Source organism: Pannonibacter sp. I15F10I1, from assembly GCF_900185665.1.
In the GTDB taxonomy this organism is placed as follows: Bacteria; Pseudomonadota; Alphaproteobacteria; order Rhizobiales; family Stappiaceae; genus Pannonibacter; species Pannonibacter indicus.
Window position 1 is genome coordinate 355003 of record NZ_FYAN01000008.1, and the last position, 17366, is coordinate 372368.

General features: G+C 63.7%; 15 protein-coding genes, 1 pseudogene and 1 CRISPR repeat array (1 of these 17 running past the window's edge). Of the genes and pseudogenes, 13 read left to right on the plus strand and 3 right to left on the minus strand.

What is annotated here, in order from left to right:
* Window positions 1-44: 44 nt before the first annotated feature.
* From IF10I1_RS07500 to IF10I1_RS07520, 5 genes and pseudogenes are all read left to right on the plus strand, one after another.
* Window positions 45-935 carry a carbohydrate ABC transporter permease gene (locus IF10I1_RS07500; protein ID WP_186391974.1) on the plus strand — a complete coding sequence of 297 codons (891 nt, stop codon included), beginning with the start codon at window positions 45-47 and terminating at the stop codon, window positions 933-935.
* A 7-nt stretch (window positions 936-942) separates the two neighbouring features.
* The gene (locus tag IF10I1_RS07505) at window positions 943-1827 is read left to right on the plus strand and encodes an ABC transporter permease subunit (RefSeq protein ID WP_058899457.1); all 885 of its coding nucleotides are present in this window, start codon (window positions 943-945) and stop codon (window positions 1825-1827) included.
* A 40-nt stretch (window positions 1828-1867) separates the two neighbouring features.
* Window positions 1868-3010 (plus strand): sn-glycerol-3-phosphate import ATP-binding protein UgpC, encoded by a 1143-nt coding sequence (locus tag IF10I1_RS07510; protein ID WP_186391973.1) that lies wholly within the window; start codon window positions 1868-1870, stop codon window positions 3008-3010.
* A complete protein-coding gene (locus IF10I1_RS07515; protein ID WP_186391972.1) occupies window positions 3007-3912 on the plus strand; it encodes a sugar phosphate isomerase/epimerase in 906 nt (301 codons plus the stop codon). Before IF10I1_RS07510 ends, IF10I1_RS07515 begins: the two co-directional genes overlap by 4 nt.
* A pseudogene (locus IF10I1_RS07520) lies at window positions 3909-4004 on the plus strand (30S ribosomal protein S4); the annotation flags it as partial. The gene IF10I1_RS07515 and the pseudogene IF10I1_RS07520, both read left to right, overlap by 4 nt.
* A 136-nt stretch (window positions 4005-4140) precedes the next feature.
* On the opposite strand, the gene IF10I1_RS07525 reads toward IF10I1_RS07520, so the two are convergent.
* Both IF10I1_RS07525 and IF10I1_RS07530 read right to left on the minus strand, forming a co-directional pair.
* The gene (locus IF10I1_RS07525; protein WP_186424416.1) at window positions 4141-4422 is read right to left on the minus strand and encodes a hypothetical protein; all 282 of its coding nucleotides are present in this window, start codon (window positions 4420-4422) and stop codon (window positions 4141-4143) included.
* 30 nt (window positions 4423-4452) lie between these two features.
* A complete protein-coding gene (locus tag IF10I1_RS07530) occupies window positions 4453-5178 on the minus strand; it encodes a peptidase (protein ID WP_050472643.1) in 726 nt (241 codons plus the stop codon).
* 297 nt (window positions 5179-5475) lie between these two features.
* Here IF10I1_RS07530 and ttcA point away from each other — a divergent pair, with 297 nt between their 5' ends.
* On the plus strand, window positions 5476-6405 hold the full coding sequence (ttcA, locus tag IF10I1_RS07535) for a tRNA 2-thiocytidine(32) synthetase TtcA (protein WP_186392056.1): 930 nt from the start codon (window positions 5476-5478) through the stop codon (window positions 6403-6405).
* Window positions 6406-6434: 29 nt separating this feature from the next.
* Here ttcA and IF10I1_RS07540 read toward each other — a convergent pair whose 3' ends face one another.
* Window positions 6435-6851 carry a hypothetical protein gene (locus IF10I1_RS07540; RefSeq protein WP_186415030.1) on the minus strand — a complete coding sequence of 139 codons (417 nt, stop codon included), beginning with the start codon at window positions 6849-6851 and terminating at the stop codon, window positions 6435-6437.
* Window positions 6852-7153: 302 nt separating this feature from the next.
* On the opposite strand from IF10I1_RS07540, the gene IF10I1_RS07545 reads away from it, so the two are divergent.
* The 7 genes from IF10I1_RS07545 to cas2 are packed head-to-tail and all read left to right on the plus strand — an operon-like array spanning window position 7154 to window position 14917.
* Entirely contained in the window at window positions 7154-9472 is a 2319-nt protein-coding gene (locus IF10I1_RS07545) for a CRISPR-associated endonuclease Cas3'' (protein WP_186424417.1), read from the plus strand.
* Window positions 9473-9487: 15 nt separating this feature from the next.
* Entirely contained in the window at window positions 9488-10156 is a 669-nt protein-coding gene (gene cas5c, locus IF10I1_RS07550; RefSeq protein WP_186424418.1) for a type I-C CRISPR-associated protein Cas5c, read from the plus strand.
* A complete protein-coding gene (cas8c, locus tag IF10I1_RS07555; protein ID WP_186424419.1) occupies window positions 10153-11934 on the plus strand; it encodes a type I-C CRISPR-associated protein Cas8c/Csd1 in 1782 nt (593 codons plus the stop codon). The genes cas5c and cas8c overlap by 4 nt, the downstream gene beginning before the upstream one ends.
* Entirely contained in the window at window positions 11931-12884 is a 954-nt protein-coding gene (gene cas7c, locus IF10I1_RS07560; protein ID WP_186424420.1) for a type I-C CRISPR-associated protein Cas7/Csd2, read from the plus strand. Before cas8c ends, cas7c begins: the two co-directional genes overlap by 4 nt.
* Before the next feature lie 3 nt (window positions 12885-12887).
* Window positions 12888-13589 (plus strand): CRISPR-associated protein Cas4, encoded by a 702-nt coding sequence (gene cas4, locus IF10I1_RS07565; protein ID WP_186424421.1) that lies wholly within the window; start codon window positions 12888-12890, stop codon window positions 13587-13589.
* Window positions 13586-14617: a type I-C CRISPR-associated endonuclease Cas1c gene (gene cas1c / locus IF10I1_RS07570; RefSeq protein WP_186391964.1), complete on the plus strand. Its 1032-nt coding sequence runs from the start codon at window positions 13586-13588 to the stop codon at window positions 14615-14617. Before cas4 ends, cas1c begins: the two co-directional genes overlap by 4 nt.
* A gap of 9 nt (window positions 14618-14626) precedes the next feature.
* On the plus strand, window positions 14627-14917 hold the full coding sequence (gene cas2, locus IF10I1_RS07575; RefSeq protein ID WP_050472652.1) for a CRISPR-associated endonuclease Cas2: 291 nt from the start codon (window positions 14627-14629) through the stop codon (window positions 14915-14917).
* Between the two features lie 246 nt (window positions 14918-15163).
* Window positions 15164-17366: a CRISPR direct-repeat array (repeat unit 31 nt; unit sequence GTCGCCCCCTCACAGGGGCGCGGATCGAAAC) (it continues 2009 nt past the right edge of the window).

Here is a 17366-nt window from a genome sequence, read left to right on the forward strand (position 1 = left end):
GGCAGGCTCAGTCTCCTGCTGATCCCCGTGCCATTGGTCAACTCATGGAAAAACGCGCCGTTTTCAAGAGCTGGTGGTTGCCCGTGCTGTTTGCACTGCCACAACTCATTCTGATCCTTCTGTTCTTCTACTGGCCGGTAACAGCCGTCGTGAACTGGGCCTTCACGCTTGAGCCACCGTTTGGCGGGGTGGCCGAACTTGTCGGCTTTGCCAATTTCAGAGAGGTGCTGGCCGATCCCTTCTACTGGAATTCGGTGATCGTCAGCCTGATCTTTGCAACGGTTGGTCCGTTCTTCTGCATTCTGATCGGCCTTACGCTGGCGCTGGCGGTGGACCGGCAGCTGCCCGGCTCCGGCTTCTTCCGCTTCTTCTACATCCTGCCTTTCGCCATTGCAGGACCGGCTGCCGGCATGGCCTTCCGCTTCATCCTGTCGCCCGAGCGGGGACTTGCTGCGTCGATCAACGCGCTGTCGCCCGATCTCTGGAACCCGGCGAAATACGGCAGCCATGCACTGGCACTGGTCATCATCATCTTCATCTGGAAGTGGTCGGGCTATACGTTCATCTTCCTGCTCGCCGGCCTGCAATCGGTGCCGCGGGCGCTCGGCGAAGCCGCCGCCATGGATGGCGCCGGCCCCTTTCGCCGCGCCATCGACGTGCAGGTGCCGCTTCTGGCGCCCACACTGTTCTTCCTGCTCGTGACCATGATGACCGAGGGGTTTGTCGGGGCAGATACCTTCGGCATCGTGCATTCCGTCACCGGTGGAGGCCCGAACCGCGGCACCGAGGTGATGGTCTACCGTATCGTCGACGAGGCCTTCCAGGGGCTCAATTATTCCGGCGCGTCGGCGCAAAGCATCATCCTGATCGGCTTGATCATGGTCTTCACCTTCATCCAGTTCCGCTTCATCGAGAAGCGGGTGCATTACAAGTGAGGCTGCCATGATCCAGCGCACCCCTTATGCCGACGCCTTGACCTACACCATCATGGCTGCCGGCTTCCTCGTCCTGCTTGGACCTTTCATCGTGGTGCTGGCTGGCGCCAGTCAGACCATGCCGCAGGTAAATGCTGTCCCGTTCAGCTTCGTGCCGCAGGGGGAGTTCCTCGCCAATGTCAGTGCAGCCTGGACGCGGGCAAACCTTGGCACGGCAATGACAAACAGCCTGATCATGGCCGCATTGGTGACGGCCGGTAAGGTGGCGCTCTCGGCCTGCACCGCATTTGCCATCGTGTTCTTCCGCACGCCGCTGAAGCATGTCTTTTTCTGGAGCGTTTTCATCACGCTGATGCTGCCGCTCGAGGTCCGCGTGGTGCCGACCTATGCGGTGGCGGCCGATCTGTTCCAGCCGGTGAAGTTCTTCCTCGGGCTTTCCGGCATTGACATCGCAATCGAGTGGAACCTTCTGAACTCCTATGCCGGCCTGACACTGCCGCTGATTGCAACGGCCACCGGAACCTTCCTTTACCGGCAGTTCTTTATGACCCTGCCGGACGAGCTGGCCGAAGCCGCCCGCATGGACGGCTCAGGCCCCGTGCGCTTCTTCTTCGACATGCTGCTGCCGCTGTCGCGCACCAACATGCTGGCACTCACCACCATCATGTTCGTCTATGGCTGGAACCAGTATCTCTGGCCCATCCTGATGACGACGGATCCCTCCTACAAGACGGTGATGGTGTCGCTGCGGGCGCTTCTGCCTTCCGACAACGGCATTCCGGACTGGAACGTCACGCTTGCAGGCTCGCTGATCATCATGGCGCCGCCGGTGCTTGTCGTTGCCGTTCTGCAGCGCTGGTTCGTGCGTGGCCTGGTCTCCACCGAAAAGTGACCGCCGCGAGCCGTCTTTCCGAAGATACGAGGATACAATCATGGCTGATATCCAGATCCGCGCGGTGCGCAAGACTTACGGCAAGACCCCGACGCTGCACGGGATCGATCTGTTCTTCTCCTCGGGTGAATTTGTGGTCATCCTGGGCCCGTCCGGCTGCGGCAAGTCCACGCTTCTGCGCATGATCGCGGGCCTTGAAGACATTACCTCCGGCGAGATTGCCATCGGCGGACGCGTCGTCAACCGGTTGGAACCGCGTGAGCGGGGGTGTGCGATGGTGTTCCAGAACTACGCGCTTTATCCGCACATGTCGGTTGCCGGGAACATCGGCTATGCGCTGAAGGTGGCGGGCGTGCCAAAGGCGGAACGTGAAAGGCGGATCGCCGAGACGGCAAAAATCGTTGGCCTTCAGGATTTTCTCGACCGCCGGCCGGCCGCGCTTTCCGGTGGCCAGCGCCAGCGCGTGGCAATGGGCCGCGCCATCATCCGCGAGCCGAAGGTTTTTCTGTTTGACGAACCGCTGTCGAACCTCGACGCCAAGCTGCGCGTCACCATGCGCGCCGAAATCCGCAAGCTGCACCAGAGGCTTGCGGCCACATCGGTGTTTGTTACCCATGATCAGGTGGAGGCGATGACGCTGGCCGACCAGCTCGTGGTGATGAACCGCGGCCATGTCGAGCAGGCCGGCCGGCCGCTCGACATCTACCACCGCCCGGCGAGTACCTTCGTTGCATCGTTCATCGGATCCCCCGCGATGAACCTGTTCTCGGCGCGTATCGAGGCGGATACTGCAATCGCGCGGCTCGACGGCGAACCGGTTCCTATCGGCCCGCTGGCCGCCCGCGCGCTTGGCGGCCGTGACGTCACCATCGGCATTCGCCCGGAGCACTGCCGCCTCGTCAAGGGGAGGCAAGGCCTTCCGGCGCGCATCGATTTTATTGAGGAGCTTGGTGTGGGCCGTGTCCTGCATTGCGAGATCGCCGGTGAGACCTTTGCCGCAGCTGTTGGCGAAGACGCAGACGTCTCCGCCGGTGACACCATCGCCTTGTCGCTTCCGCCCGAACATCTCCACTTTTTCGACAGCGAGACTGGCCGCCGCATCGAATATTCCCTCCCGGCCACAGATATCGCCGCTGTCCGCAGCAGCGCAACCATGACCCACCATACCGGAGTTCTTGCATGACCCAGATCATTTCCGCCGTCGGTTTCTGCAACCGTACAGGCAAGGGCGACCTCACCACGCTTGACGCATCGCTGCGGGAGATCGCAGACACCGGCGCTGACGCCTGCGAGATCGGCATCTATGGCGAGGAAATCGTCTCGGGGGGCCGCATCATCGAGGATCGCTTGCAGCGCGTTGCCAGCATCGCTGACCAGTATCCGTTCAAGAGGCTGTCGCTGCACGGTCAGATCAGCTCCAATTTCATGGACCGCGAGCATCTGGTCCTGCAGAAGCAGGTGGTGCGGGCCATGCTGGAGATGTGCAACCGCCTGGGCGCCGGTATTCTCGTTCATCATTCAGGCGCCGCCCAGCTTGGCGCTGGCGAGAATGGCGCCGATCTTGACCAGATGGAACGCGAGGCCCTGTCCGAAATGGCCGATGTGGCCAAAGGTTACGGCGTGCGCATCGCGCTTGAAAACATCTTTACCACCGAAAGCGGCCAGTACCGCCAGACGCCGAGCCAGGTGGCTGAGACGGTCAGAGCCATCGGTCATGACAATGTCGTCGCCCTCATCGACTTCAGCCATGCCTATATCGAATCCACCTTCAAGGGCCTCGATTTCCGCGACGAACTGCGCGCCATGGCACCGGTCACCGGCCACCTGCACGTCCATGACAGTTTTGGGCGGCCCTATACGATGGAAAAGTTCTTCCACCCTGCCGAAGCCACAGCCCTTGGCATTGGCGACCTGCACCTGCCGATCGGCTGGGGGGACATTCCCTGGGATGACATCTTTTCAGAGCTGAGCTTCCTGCCGGATACGGCGCTGATCATGGAGATCGGCGCTGAGCGCTTCCGTGACCAGCAGCCCGCCTGCCTCACGCGCGCCCAGGAGCTGGCGCAGATGGTTGTGAGGCGCTGACCGTCACCTTCACCCGCGTGCCGTTCTTCTCGGAAGTGCCGTACCCGGTGCAGATGGAACCGAACCTCATCGTCGAATTCTATTCGCGCTAAGGTTTCCAGCCCCGCTGGAGAAAAGGCCGCCCTCCGGGGTGGCCTTTTTGTGTTTTTTGGAGGCATCAGCTTCTGACTATAAAGAAGGTTCCTAGTTCTCTTGTATGTTTTAAAATCAAAAATATTATTATAGATCTTATAAATTGTTCTCATATTGAGTAATATAGAAAATTTCTTTTTCAAAATCTGAGTAATTTATTCCAATAAGTGAATTTATATCCGAATAATTTTCTGCTCCAAGGGGTATTACTTTCTTTTCGGTTCCCAGTTTGGGGTAGTTAGCGTCGAAAACTAGTGCTTGGACGAAGATGACAACGGGCTCATACTCGGAAAGCGGGTTCGTGAGGAGGTGGCGGTCTCCAAAAAACCAGCCGGTTGCTGGTATAATGTTTTGAATTTCAATGATAACTTCAGTCATATTACCCTCTTTATTTGCTATTTTTGTTTCTCACACCTCCGGTACGGGCAATCCGCGCACGAGGTCGCGCAGGCCCTGGGAATAGCCCTGGCGCAGGGTGAGGAGATAGGCGTCGTCCTCGTCAAAGGTGTGCAGGTGCTCTGCTGTCAGGCTGTCCTTGCCATAGACCATCAGGTCGATCGGCGGGCCGACCGACAGGTTGGAGCGGATGGTGGCATCGAAAGAGAGCAGGGCCAGCTTCGCCGCCTCTGCCGGGTCCGTTTCCAGCGTCAGCAGCCGGTCGAGGATCGGCTTGCCGTATTTGGTCTCGCCGATCTGCAGGAAGGGCGTGCGCTCGGAGGCTTCCATGAAGTTGCCGGCGGAATAGACCTGGAACAGGCGCGGCTCCTCGTCGCGGATCTGGCCGCCGACAAGGAAGGAGGCGGCCGGATCGCCATAGGGCTTCACGAAGGAGGCATCCCGGTTCAGCACCTCGCGCAGGGTGTCACCCACCTTCTGGGCCGCATCGAACAGGGTCAGCGACTGGGTCATGTCCCGGTGGAAGTCGCCGCTGCCATAGCTCTGCTTCAGCTGCGAGATCACTGCCTGCGTGGTGGCGAGATTGCCTGCCGACAGCACGGTGATGATGCGCTCACCCGGAGTCTCGAAGGTGGACATCTTGGAGACGGTGGCGATCTGGTCGACGCCTGCATTGGTGCGGGAGTCTGACGCAAGGATCAGGCCGGTGCGAAGCAGGATGCCGAGGCAATAGGTCATGCGGGGAGCCGACTCGCGCGAGTGATTGTCATTTTCCCTGTCTAACCCATTTGCGCCCCATGCCCAAATGCGGCTTCCGGAAGGGTTTCGCTGGCCCTGTGGCCTTGCAGCCCTTTACAAGCGGCGGCTCTGCCGTCTAAGGGGAAGGGCCGGGCGCGCGGCGGCGTTCCGCATGCGCAAGGGCCCGCGAGTTTTCGCCCAGTTTTCGCAATCCGGACCACCACGATGAGTGCCACCGACCTGACCAGCGGCCCCGAGGCGGGCCTCTCCGCCGATGCTGCCGCATCCGCAGCCCTGATGGACCTGCCGGAGGATGACAGCGGCTGCCCGGTGATGCTGCGCAACGCGCCTTCGACGGTGGAGTTCAAGAAGCTGCGCAAGCGCCTCCTGCGTGAGGTGCGCCAGGCCATTGACGACTACGGCATGGTGCCTGCGGATGCCGCAGTGAAACGGCCGAAGTGGCTGGTCTGCCTGTCCGGCGGCAAGGACAGCTACACGCTGCTGGCGGTGCTGATGGATCTGAAGTGGCGCGGGCTGCTGCCGGTGGATCTTCTGGCCTGCAATCTCGATCAGGCCCAGCCGGGCTTTCCGCCAGAGATCCTGCCGGCCTTCTTCGAAAAGAACGGCATCGAGAACATCATCGTGCGCGAGGACACGTTCTCCATCGTCACGTCGAAGATCCCGGCGCACAAGACCTATTGCTCGCTGTGCTCGCGCCTGCGCCGCGGCATCCTCTACCGCATCGCGCGGGAGCAGGGCTGCGAGGCCATCGTGCTGGGTCACCACCGCGAGGACATTCTGGAAACCTTCTTCATGAACCTCTTCCACGGCGGGCGGCTTGCTTCCATGCCGCCGAAGCTGGTCAATGACGAGGGCGACCTGATGGTGCTGCGCCCGCTCGCCTATTGCGCCGAAAGCGATGTGGCGAAGTTTGCCGCAGGCATGCAGTTCCCGATCATCCCTTGCAATCTCTGCGGCTCGCAGGATGGGTTGCAGCGCGAGGAAGTGAAGCGCATGCTGATGGACTGGGAGCGTGCCTCTCCGGGCCGTCTCGGCGTCATGGCGCGGGCGCTGGCCCACACGCGGCCTTCGCATCTCCTCGACCGCAGCCTCTTCGACTTCGCCTCCCTGCGCCCCGGCGAGAACAACGGCGGTGAAGCGCGTGACGCGGAAGAGCCCTGCGGCGCAGGCCTTGCCATGACGCGCAATCTCTTCGCGGCAGAGTAATACCAGCCTCCCGGGCTTTCCGGCTGGCCTCAAGCCCGGAAGGCCGTGAGTGCGGCGCGGGCCTGACCTGCGCCCAAAAATTCGCTCCTGTCCGGGCCGGGCACAGCATCGCGCCCTTCAAAGCCGCCGGCCGGCTGGTTGCGGATGAGGATGGTGAGCCCGGCATCCGGCTGTTCCCCGGCCTGCACGGCGAGCCCGCCATGGGCCTTGCAGGCCTGCTGGGCATCGATCCTGCCTGCGGGGGCAAAGATGACCAGCCGGGCGCAATCAATGCGGGCCAGTTCCACATCCTTCTGCCGGGAACCGCTGCCCATCAGCGCCACGGCCGCCAGAGTGGCTGCGAGCGCCAGCGGCAGCACCACGGCCGCCGCACGCAGCGCCTGAACCGCCTTGCCGCGCCTTCCTGCCTTACCCGCCTGCGGCAGGGTCAATGTCTTTGCCAGCATCCGGGCGATCCTGCGGATCTGTCTCCGTGCCTGCCGTGCTGCCAGTCTCAGCGCTTTCATCCCCATGGTGCCATCCCCGCTCCACTCCGGCCGGCCCTTCGCCCGCCTCATGTCCCGAAGACTGCCAAAACCCGCCTGTACCGCACCGGAACCCGCCGTTCATCTGCGGTTCAGGGAGGAGGGGCGGGGGAGAATAGCACGTAGGAATAAGCATGTGTACTTATGCATCTTCTGCTTGCATTTATCTTTCCGCGCCGCTCTGATGCTGATGCCGTTAACCATCGGAACGGCTGGGGGCAGGGATGGAGAGGTTTTTCGCGCATTCGGTCGAAGGCGCGCCGTTTGAGGTGTGGCAGGGGCTGAGGGAACATCTGGGCGACGTTGGCAGCTTGGCGGCCAACTTTGCAGAGCCCTTTGGGGCGGCTGCAATGTCCCGGCTTGCCGGTCTTCTGCATGACCTCGGCAAGTACAATCCGGCCTTTCAGCGCTACATCGCCGGCAAGGGCTCGTCCGTGGATCATGCCACTGCGGGGGCAGCAGTTCTCATGCAGAGGGCGGCGACTGCCGCTCCCGGGCTCAAGGCTGTGCTGGAACTGCTGGCCCATGCCATTGCCGGTCACCACGGCGGCATGCCGGACAGGTTGCTGCTGCCGGAGGCTGCGGGGCGCAGTCTTGCACAGCGGCTGGAAGCCTTTGACGAAGCAACGCTCGATACCGGCTGGCAGGAAGAACTGGGGCAGGAGCTTGAGGCGATTCTGACCGGAGCGGCGGGGCCGCTTTTCCCGCAGACGTTCCGGGTGGACGGGCGCACGCGCGGCAAGTCGCCGGATATCGCAAGGGCGTTTCAGCTGGCGTTTCTGGGGCGCATGGTTTTCTCCTGCCTTGTGGATGCGGACTTCAAGGACACGGAGACCTTCTACAGCCGTATTTCGCAGGAGACGCCGGACCGTGAGTGGCCGGATCTGCGCAGGGAGGTGGAGCGCCTGAGGGTAGGCTTTGACGCCTATATGGCAGCCAAGGCGCAAGAGGCGAAGGCTGGCCCTCTCAACAGCTTGCGGGGTAGGATCCTGTCCCATGTCCGCGCCCGTGCCGGCGATGCTCCGGGCCTCTTCTCACTCAACGTGCCGACCGGAGGCGGCAAGACGCTGGCTTCTCTCGGCTTTGCGCTGGACCATGCGGCGATCCACGGGCACCGGCGCATCATCTATGCCTGTCCCTTCACCTCCATCATCGACCAAACGGCGCAGATCTTTCAGGAGGTGCTGGGCAGCGGAATGGTGCTGGAGCATCATTCCGCCATTGAGGAAAATGAAGCTGGCAGCCGTGGTCAGCGTGACAAGCTGAAGCTGGCGATGGAGGATTGGGCGGCGCCCGTCATCGTCACCACCAACGTCCAGCTCTTCGAGAGCCTTTTCGCCAACCGGCCCGGCCGTTGCCGCAAGCTGCACAACATTGCCCGCAGCGTCATCATTCTGGACGAGGCTCAGACCCTGCCGCTGCATCTGCTGAAGCCAGCGGTGATGGCGCTGGACGAACTGGCGCGCAATTACGGCTGTACGATCCTGCTGTGCACGGCCACCCAGCCTGCACTGGACCGCAGGGACTATGTGGATGACCCGTTGCTCGGGTTGGCGCTGGAGGGCAGAGAACTGGCGCCGGATCCGGCGGGCCTTGCACGGCAGCTCAGGCGTGCCACCATCCGTCACGGGGGTACCCTGGCAGATGATGATCTCGTCCGGGCTCTTGGTGATGCGCCGCAGGCGCTCGTCATCGTCAACAGCCGCAAGCATGCGCTGGATCTCTACAGGGCGGCGCAGGCCGAAGGGCTGGAGGGGCTGGTGCATCTCACCACCCGCCAGTGCGCCGCGCACCGCAAGCTCATTCTGGACGATGTGCGCCAGCGCCTGAAAGGCGGCAGCCCTTGCCGCGTCATTGCCACCTCGCTGATCGAGGCAGGCGTTGATGTGGATTTTCCGCGCGTCTGGCGGGCGGAAGCCGGGCTGGATCAGGTTCTGCAGGCTGCGGGCCGCTGCAACCGTGAGGGGCGCAAAGGGCCGGAGGAAAGCGTGGTGACGGTCTTCACCCCGGCTGACCACACCGCGCCACGGGAAATGCACCAGCTCGCCGAGGTATTCCGCAGCATCTCCGGCAAGCACGACGACCTGTTCTCACCGGAGGCGGTGAAGGCCTATTTCCAGGAGCTTTACTGGCGGCGCGGCGCAGGCCTTGACCGGGAGAATATCCTCGATCTCGTCCGATGGGACGTGACGGGCACGCAGATGTCCTACCGCAGCATCGCGGAGCGGTTCCGCATGATCGAGACCGCCATGGTGCCGGTGATCATCCCCTATGACGACGAGGCGCTGGAGTGGATCGATAAGCTGTCTGTCGAAACCATCTCCTCCGGCACCCTTGCCCGCAAGCTGCAGCGCCATGTGGTGCAGGTGCCCAAACCGGCGCGGGATCTGCTCATCAACGCTCGCCACGTCTCCTTCCGTGCCCCGCAGTTGCGTGCTGACCAGTTCGCCGTGCTGGGAAAGGCGAGCGGCTTGTACAAGCCGGATCTGGGGCTGCTCTGGGATGATGCCGGGTTTCTGAATATCGAAGGTTCAATTTTCTAGGGAGGCAAATGTGCAATGCCCTATGGCATAAAACTCCATGTTTCAGGCCCTTATGCCTGTTTCACCAGACCTGAAATGAAGGTCGAGCGCGTCTCTTATGACGTGATGACGCCCTCTGCCGCCCGGGGCATTCTGGAGGCGGTGCACTGGAAACCGGCGATCCGCTGGGTGATCGACCGTATCCATGTGCTGAAGCCCATCCGGTTCCAGTCCATCCGGCGCAACGAAGTGGGCCACAAGGCCCCGGCTGGGAAAATCCGCACGGCGATGAACCGGGAGAGCCTTGAGGGGCTGGCGCTGCTGGTGGATGAGGACCGGCAGCAGCGGGCCTCCACCGTGCTTGTCGATGTGGCCTATGTCATCGAGGCGCATTTCGAGCTGACTGCACGGGCCGATGCCTCCGACAACGAGGGCAAGCACCTCGATATCTTCAACCGCCGGGCCGCGCGCGGCCAGTGCTTCCACCAGCCCTGCCTCGGCACGCGGGAGTTTGCCGCTGATTTCCGCCTGATCGGCGAAGGCGAGCCCATTCCGGCATCCGAAGTTGGCAGCCGTGATCTCGGCTTCATGCTGTGGGACATCGACCACACGCGGCCGGACCGTCCGTCCATGTTCTTCCGGGCGGAACTGGTGGACGGCGTCCTCCACGTGCCGCAGCCCGGCTCACCGGAGATCCGCAAATGACGATACTTCAGGCCCTGAACCGGCTGGGTGAGCGGATGGAGGCCGAAGGCAGGCTTCCCCCGCTGGGCTTCTCGACCGAAAAGATCAGCTTCGCTATCTCGTTGCGGGAAGATGGCACCTGCGCCGAAGTCATCGACCTGCGCGACGTAACCAGCAAGAAGCTGCCGCCGAAGCAGATGGCCGTTCCCCAGCCGGTGAAGCGCACATCCGGCGTGGCGCCGAATTTCCTCTGGGACAAGACCGCCTATGTGCTGGGCGTGACGGCGGGCGAGGGCAAGCGGCTGGCGGAGGAGCATGCCGCCTTCGTGGAGCGTCACCTCAAGGAACTGGACGGCAGCGAGGATGCGGGGCTGAAGGCGCTGCGCCTGTTTCTCCAGTCCTGGAAACCGAAGAATTTCGCACCACCGCTCTGGCCTGATGAGATGCGGGACCTGAATGTCGTCTTCGAACTGGCGGCAGACCATGGCAGACGCTTCCTGCATGAGCGCCCCGCCGCACGGGCGCTATGGGAACGCCTCAATGCCGAAGGCGCTGGCGGGCTCGCGGTCTGTCTCGTCACCGGCGAGGCCGCACCTGTCGCCCGGTTGCATCCGGCGGTCAAGGGCGTCTGGGGGGCTCAGTCGTCCGGTGCCTCGCTTGTCTCCTTCAATCTGGATGCCTTCACCTCCTATGGCCATGAACAGGGCGACAATGCGCCCGTTTCTGCCACTGTGGCAGCGCGTTACACCGGCGCGCTGAACGAATGCCTCAAGCGCGGCAGCGGCCACTTTCTCCAGCTCGGTGATGCCTCGACCATCTTCTGGGCGGAGCCCAAGGAGGAGGGGCTTGATGCCGGGCTGCTGGAACTGGCGGAATCGGTTGCCATCGGCTTCTTTGACGAGCCGCCGCCGGTGGACATGGGCGCACAGGCACAGCAGGTGCAGGCCATCCTGCTGCGGATAAGGGCGGGCGAAAGGCTGGCAGACCTGAAGCCGGAACTGGCGGAAGGCGTGCGCTTTCACGTGCTGGGCCTTGCCCCCAATGCGGCGCGCCTGTCGGTCCGCTTCTACTGGCAGGATGATTTCGGCGTGCTGGCGGACAATTACCGCCGCTTCTCCGCCGAAATGGCGATTGCGCCGCCACCCCGCTCCGGCAATCCGCCCCTGTGGCGCTACCTCCGCGAGACAGCCGTTCTGGGCAAGAGCGAGAACGTGCCGCCGAATCTTGCCGGGGAGTGGCTACGCGCGATCCTGACCGGCAGTGACTATCCGCTGACGCTGCTGTCCTCGGTGCTGATGCGCCTGCGGGCGGATGGCGATGTCAATGCCCTGCGCGTGGCGATGCTGCGCGCTGTCCTGATCCGCAATTTCAAACTTCACCCTGAGAAGGAGGCTCCCGTGGCTTTTGACCCGGACAACGAGAACAAGGGCTATCTGCTGGGGCGGCTGTTTGCCGTCTACGAGCAGATCCAGTCTGCCGCGCTGGGCGGTGTCAACGCCAGCATCAAGGACAAGTTCTACGGCTCGGCCCCGGCGCAGCCGCAGAAGGTTTTTGCCATGCTCGACAGGGGCTCGGCCCCGCATCTGTCCAAGCTGGGCAAGACGCGGCCGGGCCAGAAGGTTAATCTGGAAAAGCTGGTCTTCTCCATCATGGAGAAGATGTCGCCGGACGGCGATCCGTTCCCCGTGGCGCTCGCCCCGCAGGAACAGGCGCTCTTCGGCCTCGGCTACTACCATCAGCGCAATGAATTCTTCAAACCGGCCAAGGATGCCGCTCCGCAGGAGGAAACTGCAGAATGACCACGCTCGCCAACCGTTACGAATTCGTCCTGCTGTTTGAAGTGACCAACGGCAACCCGAACGGCGATCCGGATGCAGGCAACCTGCCGCGCATGGACCCGGAGACGAACCATGGCCTCGTCACCGACGTGAGTCTGAAGCGCAAGGTGCGCAACTACATGGAGTTTGCCCGCAGTGGCGAGCCCGGTTTCGGCATCTATGTGCAGGAAGGCGCCATCCTCAACGAGAAGCACCGGGAAGCCTACAAGGCTCTGCGTCCGGATGCGGAAAAGGTGGCAAAGGAGAAGTCGCTCAACCCCGCCAATGACGAGGAGGCGCTGAAGCTGCGCGACTTCATGTGCCGCAACTTCTTCGATGTACGCACCTTTGGTGCCGTCATGAGCACGGGCATCAATTGCGGTCAGGTGCGGGGGCCGGTGCAGGTGACCTTCTCCCATTCGGTCGAGCCGATCCAGCCGCTGGAAGTTTCCATCACCCGCATGGCGGCCACCAGCGAGAAGGAAAAATCCGCTCAGCAGGCCGGATCGGATGGCAACGAGCGCACCGAAAACCGCACCATGGGCCGCAAGCACATCGTGCCTTATGGCCTTTACCGCGCCCATGGCTTCATCTCGGCGAAGCTGGCGGAGCGAACCGGCTTTTCGGAAGCGGACAAGGACCTCTTGTTCGAGGCGCTTGAGAATATGTTCGAGCATGACCGTTCCGCCGCGCGCGGCGAGATGGCCAGCCGCAAGCTGATCGTGTTCCGGCATGACTGCACCCTCGGCAAGGCGCCTGCCCACGTCCTGTTCGACCGGGTGCAGGTGGGCCGCAATGTGGATGGCGAGTTCCGGGCCATCAACGACCGGGGCCTTGGCAACCTGCCGCCGGCCCGCAAATTCTCCGACTACATCGTCACCATTGACCGGGAAAACCTGCCGGCCGGGGTGGAGGTCATCGAGCGGCTGTAAGCCATGGGCGAGGGGGCGGACCTGACCGGCAGCGCAGAACCGGGGCTGGACGAGGGGGAGGCAATACCTCTCTCCGCCCTTCAGCACGCCGTTTACTGCCTGCGGCAGGCCGCCCTCATCCATCTGGAGCGGCTGTGGGCGGACAACCGCTTCACCGCCGAGGGGCATGTGCTGCATGCGGTGGCAGACAAGCCGGGCACCCGGCACGGGCGCGGCGTGCGGCGGGTTTCGGCCCTGCCGCTCGCCAGCCGCAGCCTCAACATCGCAGGCGTTGCTGATCTGGTGGAGTTCCACAAGGCTCCTTCTGGTCAGGAGGCTAGCGGGGAGGTGCCCTATCCGGTGGAGTTCAAGCGCGGCAAGGCCAAGCTGCACCGGGCCGATGAGGTGCAGCTCTGTGCGCAGGCTCTGTGCCTTGAGGAGATGACCGGGCAGCCTGTGCCCGCAGGCGCGCTCTACTATGCCGAGCCAAAACGGCGGCTGGAGGTGCCATTCGATGCGGAGCTGCGGGCGCTGACGCTGGCCACCATTGCAGAGCTTGCGGCCATCTTTGCCGCCCGGCGCACACCGCCACCCGTCTACCGGGCTGACCGGTGCCGGGCCTGCTCTCTGGCAGAGCTTTGCCGCCCGAAGCAGGTGGCACGGCCCGTCCTCGCCTGGCGTGCGCGGCAGATCCGGGATCTGCTGGAATCTGAGGAAGGCGCATGAAGAAGCTTCTGAACACGGTCTATGTCACCACCGAGGGGGCTGCCCTGCGCAAGGACGGCGAAAACCTCGTGGTCGAGGTGGAAGGCGTGGAGCGCGCCCGCGTGCCGCTGCACATGCTGGGCGGCCTTGTTACCTTCGGCCCCATTCTTTTGTCTCCGGCGCTGATGGGTGCCTGTGCCGCCGGTGGCATCACCATCGTTCTGCTGGAGCGGAACGGCCGGTTTCTGGCCCGTGTGGAAGGGGCGGTCAGCGGCAATGTGCTTCTGCGGCGGGCGCAATACACCGCCTCGGAAGATCCGGACAGCATCGTGCGCGGCTTTATCATGGGTAAGATCGCCAATCAGCGCAGCGTGCTCATGCGGCACCTCCGCGACCATGGCGCTGACACGCCGGAGGAGGCCCGGCAGGCGCTGGACCATGCCACGGGCCGCATGGCCCGCCTGCTGCAAAAGCTGGAGGTGCTGCAGGGGCTGGACCTGCTGCGCGGCGCAGAAGGGGAGGCAGCACAGCTTTACTTCGGCGTCTTCAACCATCTGATCCGCTCACCGGATGCGGAGATCCATTTTCGCGGCCGTTCCCGCCGGCCGCCGCTGGACCCGGTCAACGCGCTGTTGTCCTTCCTTTACACCCTTCTCACCCATGACTGCCGCAGCGCAGCGGAAAGCGTCGGCCTTGATCCGGCGGTCGGCTTCCTCCACCGGGACAGGCCGGGACGGCCCAGCCTTGCGCTGGATCTCATGGAGGAACTGCGGCCCGTGCTGGCCGACCGGCTGGCCCTGTCTCTCTTCAACCGCCGCCAGCTCCGGGCAAAAGATTTCGAGCTGCGCGATGGCGGCGCCGTCTTTCTGGGCGATGAGGCGCGCAAGCTTGTGCTCACCGCCTGGCAGGAGCGCAAGCGCGAGGAGCGCCAGCACCCGTTCCTGGAGGAAAAGGCGCCCCTCGGCCTCGTGCCCTATCTTCAGGCGCAGCTTCTCTCCCGCCATCTGCGCGGCGATCTTGACGCCTATCCCCCCTGGTTTTGGAAGTGAGGCGGCCTCATGCTCGTGCTCGTCACTTATGATGTGAACACGTCCGGTCCCGGCGGGGCAGGGCGCCTGCGCCGCGTTGCCAAGGCCTGCCGCGACTATGGCCAGCGGGTGCAATATTCGGTTTTCGAGATCGAGGTGGACCCGGCACAATGGACCATGCTGAAAGCCCGGCTGGAAGGCATCGTCGATCTGGAAACGGACAGCCTGCGCTATTACTATCTGGGGGCGAACTGGCAGCGCCGGGTGGAACACGTGGGCGCCAAGCCCGCCGCTGACCTCAACGGCCCGCTGATCATCTAGGGCAGTTCGTTGCACCTGCGCACGTGGCCCGGTGCGGCGCAGCAGGCTTTTGTGCCGGGCGCGAACCTGAAGTGTGACCCGTTTCCCCGGCAGGTTCGCGCTCCGCCCCGTTCTTTGACATCGCTGTCTTTTTTCCCCTGCTCTGCATCCTGCTGCCGTCTGTCTCAATCCTTGTCAGCCTGTTTCCCGCAGGATCGCGCAACGGAGCGGAATTGCATTTTGCGGCCAAACTGTTAGGACTAAACAGTCGCCCCCTCACAGGGGCGCGGATCGAAACAGCCGGTCGCGCACGGTGGTGCAGTTGCAGAGCGGTCGCCCCCTCACAGGGGCGCGGATCGAAACGCCTTCGAGGCGCTCGGATTTGGCTATCAGGATGTCGCCCCCTCACAGGGGCGCGGATCGAAACCTTGTCGAGGAAGGCACGGTGACGATCAGCCCGGGTCGCCCCCTCACAGGGGCGCGGATCGAAACGCAAACCTGAATGGTCGGGCCGTAGTCGATGCGCGTCGCCCCCTCACAGGGGCGCGGATCGAAACGTCAACTGGCTCACCAGCGCACGGCTCGGCGCAGTCGCCCCCTCACAGGGGCGCGGATCGAAACCTGCAGGGCGCTGCCGGCGTAGGTTGTCGCGTCCCGTCGCCCCCTCACAGGGGCGCGGATCGAAACCCGTTTTGTACTCTTTGCGCAAGGAGTAAACCATGTCGCCCCCTCACAGGGGCGCGGATCGAAACCGGGTCAACGCGGCCAAGTTCAGCCGGTCGCGCACGTCGCCCCCTCACAGGGGCGCGGATCGAAACGCCTGCACCAACTGGACCGCACCGACGCTGACCGCGTCGCCCCCTCACAGGGGCGCGGATCGAAACTTTTTCAAGCAGTGGGGGGCGTGGCTGCCCGCAGGTCGCCCCCTCACAGGGGCGCGGATCGAAACTGGGCAAAGGCTATCGCTGCTCCATAAGTAAGGTGTCGCCCCCTCACAGGGGCGCGGATCGAAACGACGGCGCTTAACTTCGGGACGCTCGAGCAGCTGGTCGCCCCCTCACAGGGGCGCGGATCGAAACCGCAACCAGAGCGAAAAAGAGCAGCAAATCATGACGTCGCCCCCTCACAGGGGCGCGGATCGAAACGGTGAAAACCGACGCGGTCATGGGTAGCCACCTATCGTCGCCCCCTCACAGGGGCGCGGATCGAAACCAGACGGCCCGCGACAACGCCATCACCAGCGGTGGTCGCCCCCTCACAGGGGCGCGGATCGAAACGCTCGACCTCTGGTTTGACGACTGGCCGGAAGCCGTCGCCCCCTCACAGGGGCGCGGATCGAAACGATGCGGGTTACCTCGGTGTGCGCCGGGAACACAGTCGCCCCCTCACAGGGGCGCGGATCGAAACGATCAGCGCGGCGGCCTGCTCGGCCGGATCTGTGAGTCGCCCCCTCACAGGGGCGCGGATCGAAACGGCAAAGACTGGTTGACCGGGATACTCTCGGTCGTCGCCCCCTCACAGGGGCGCGGATCGAAACTCCGGCCGCTGCAGCCACTCGAAGCAGATCACGGGTCGCCCCCTCACAGGGGCGCGGATCGAAACCCCAGCCGGAACCGTCCGGCAAGTCCAATCAGAAGTCGCCCCCTCACAGGGGCGCGGATCGAAACAGCTCGTGAATGGCAATGCCGCTCTGGCCAGCCGCGTCGCCCCCTCACAGGGGCGCGGATCGAAACCCCTTGAGCAATCTGTCTTATTTTCACGGGTCCCGGTCGCCCCCTCACAGGGGCGCGGATCGAAACATGGCGGGCAAGGAGATGGCAATGAGCAATAAATTTGTCGCCCCCTCACAGGGGCGCGGATCGAAACATGATGGCGCGCATGTCGCGCACCTTGATCCTCTTGTCGCCCCCTCACAGGGGCGCGGATCGAAACAACAGCAGCGCCTGAAGGATATCTGCGCGCTGGCGTCGCCCCCTCACAGGGGCGCGGATCGAAACGGTGCCTATGTCAACCGGACGCGACTTTGAGCGAGGTCGCCCCCTCACAGGGGCGCGGATCGAAACTAAGAACGTTGGCCGCCGTGCGCTGAAGGATGGTGTCGCCCCCTCACAGGGGCGCGGATCGAAACGCTGGACGCGTGGCGTCAGAGCCAGGGCACCGGCGTCGCCCCCTCACAGGGGCGCGGATCGAAACCACCCTGACCGGGTGATTGGCAGCGGCACCGGCGTCGCCCCCTCACAGGGGCGCGGATCGAAACGAGGAAACCCACCACGACGCCACCGGCAAGCCGCGTCGCCCCCTCACAGGGGCGCGGATCGAAACACCCAGCCGAGCGCCAGGTCTGCGTGAGGCTTGTGTCGCCCCCTCACAGGGGCGCGGATCGAAACAGGCTCTGCTGGACCATCTGGCCGAGCTGCAGTTGTCGCCCCCTCACAGGGGCGCGGATCGAAACTGCCGCTGCCCGCATCGC

Bases quoted from the DNA above. Each gene is read 5' to 3' on its own strand.
- IF10I1_RS07500 (WP_186391974.1), top strand. From the start codon at position 45: ATGGAAAAACGCGCCGTTTTCAAGAGCTGGTGGTTGCCCGTGCTGTTT.
- IF10I1_RS07505 (WP_058899457.1), top strand. From the start codon at position 943: ATGATCCAGCGCACCCCTTATGCCGACGCCTTGACCTACACCATCATG.
- IF10I1_RS07510 (WP_186391973.1), top strand. From the start codon at position 1,868: ATGGCTGATATCCAGATCCGCGCGGTGCGCAAGACTTACGGCAAGACC.
- IF10I1_RS07515 (WP_186391972.1), top strand. From the start codon at position 3,007: ATGACCCAGATCATTTCCGCCGTCGGTTTCTGCAACCGTACAGGCAAG.
- IF10I1_RS07525 (WP_186424416.1), bottom strand. From the start codon at position 4,422: ATGACTGAAGTTATCATTGAAATTCAAAACATTATACCAGCAACCGGC.
- IF10I1_RS07530 (WP_050472643.1), bottom strand. From the start codon at position 5,178: ATGACCTATTGCCTCGGCATCCTGCTTCGCACCGGCCTGATCCTTGCG.
- ttcA (WP_186392056.1), top strand. From the start codon at position 5,476: ATGGACCTGCCGGAGGATGACAGCGGCTGCCCGGTGATGCTGCGCAAC.
- IF10I1_RS07540 (WP_186415030.1), bottom strand. From the start codon at position 6,851: ATGCTGGCAAAGACATTGACCCTGCCGCAGGCGGGTAAGGCAGGAAGG.
- IF10I1_RS07545 (WP_186424417.1), top strand. From the start codon at position 7,154: ATGGAGAGGTTTTTCGCGCATTCGGTCGAAGGCGCGCCGTTTGAGGTG.
- cas5c (WP_186424418.1), top strand. From the start codon at position 9,488: ATGCCCTATGGCATAAAACTCCATGTTTCAGGCCCTTATGCCTGTTTC.
- cas8c (WP_186424419.1), top strand. From the start codon at position 10,153: ATGACGATACTTCAGGCCCTGAACCGGCTGGGTGAGCGGATGGAGGCC.
- cas7c (WP_186424420.1), top strand. From the start codon at position 11,931: ATGACCACGCTCGCCAACCGTTACGAATTCGTCCTGCTGTTTGAAGTG.
- cas4 (WP_186424421.1), top strand. From the start codon at position 12,888: ATGGGCGAGGGGGCGGACCTGACCGGCAGCGCAGAACCGGGGCTGGAC.
- cas1c (WP_186391964.1), top strand. From the start codon at position 13,586: ATGAAGAAGCTTCTGAACACGGTCTATGTCACCACCGAGGGGGCTGCC.
- cas2 (WP_050472652.1), top strand. From the start codon at position 14,627: ATGCTCGTGCTCGTCACTTATGATGTGAACACGTCCGGTCCCGGCGGG.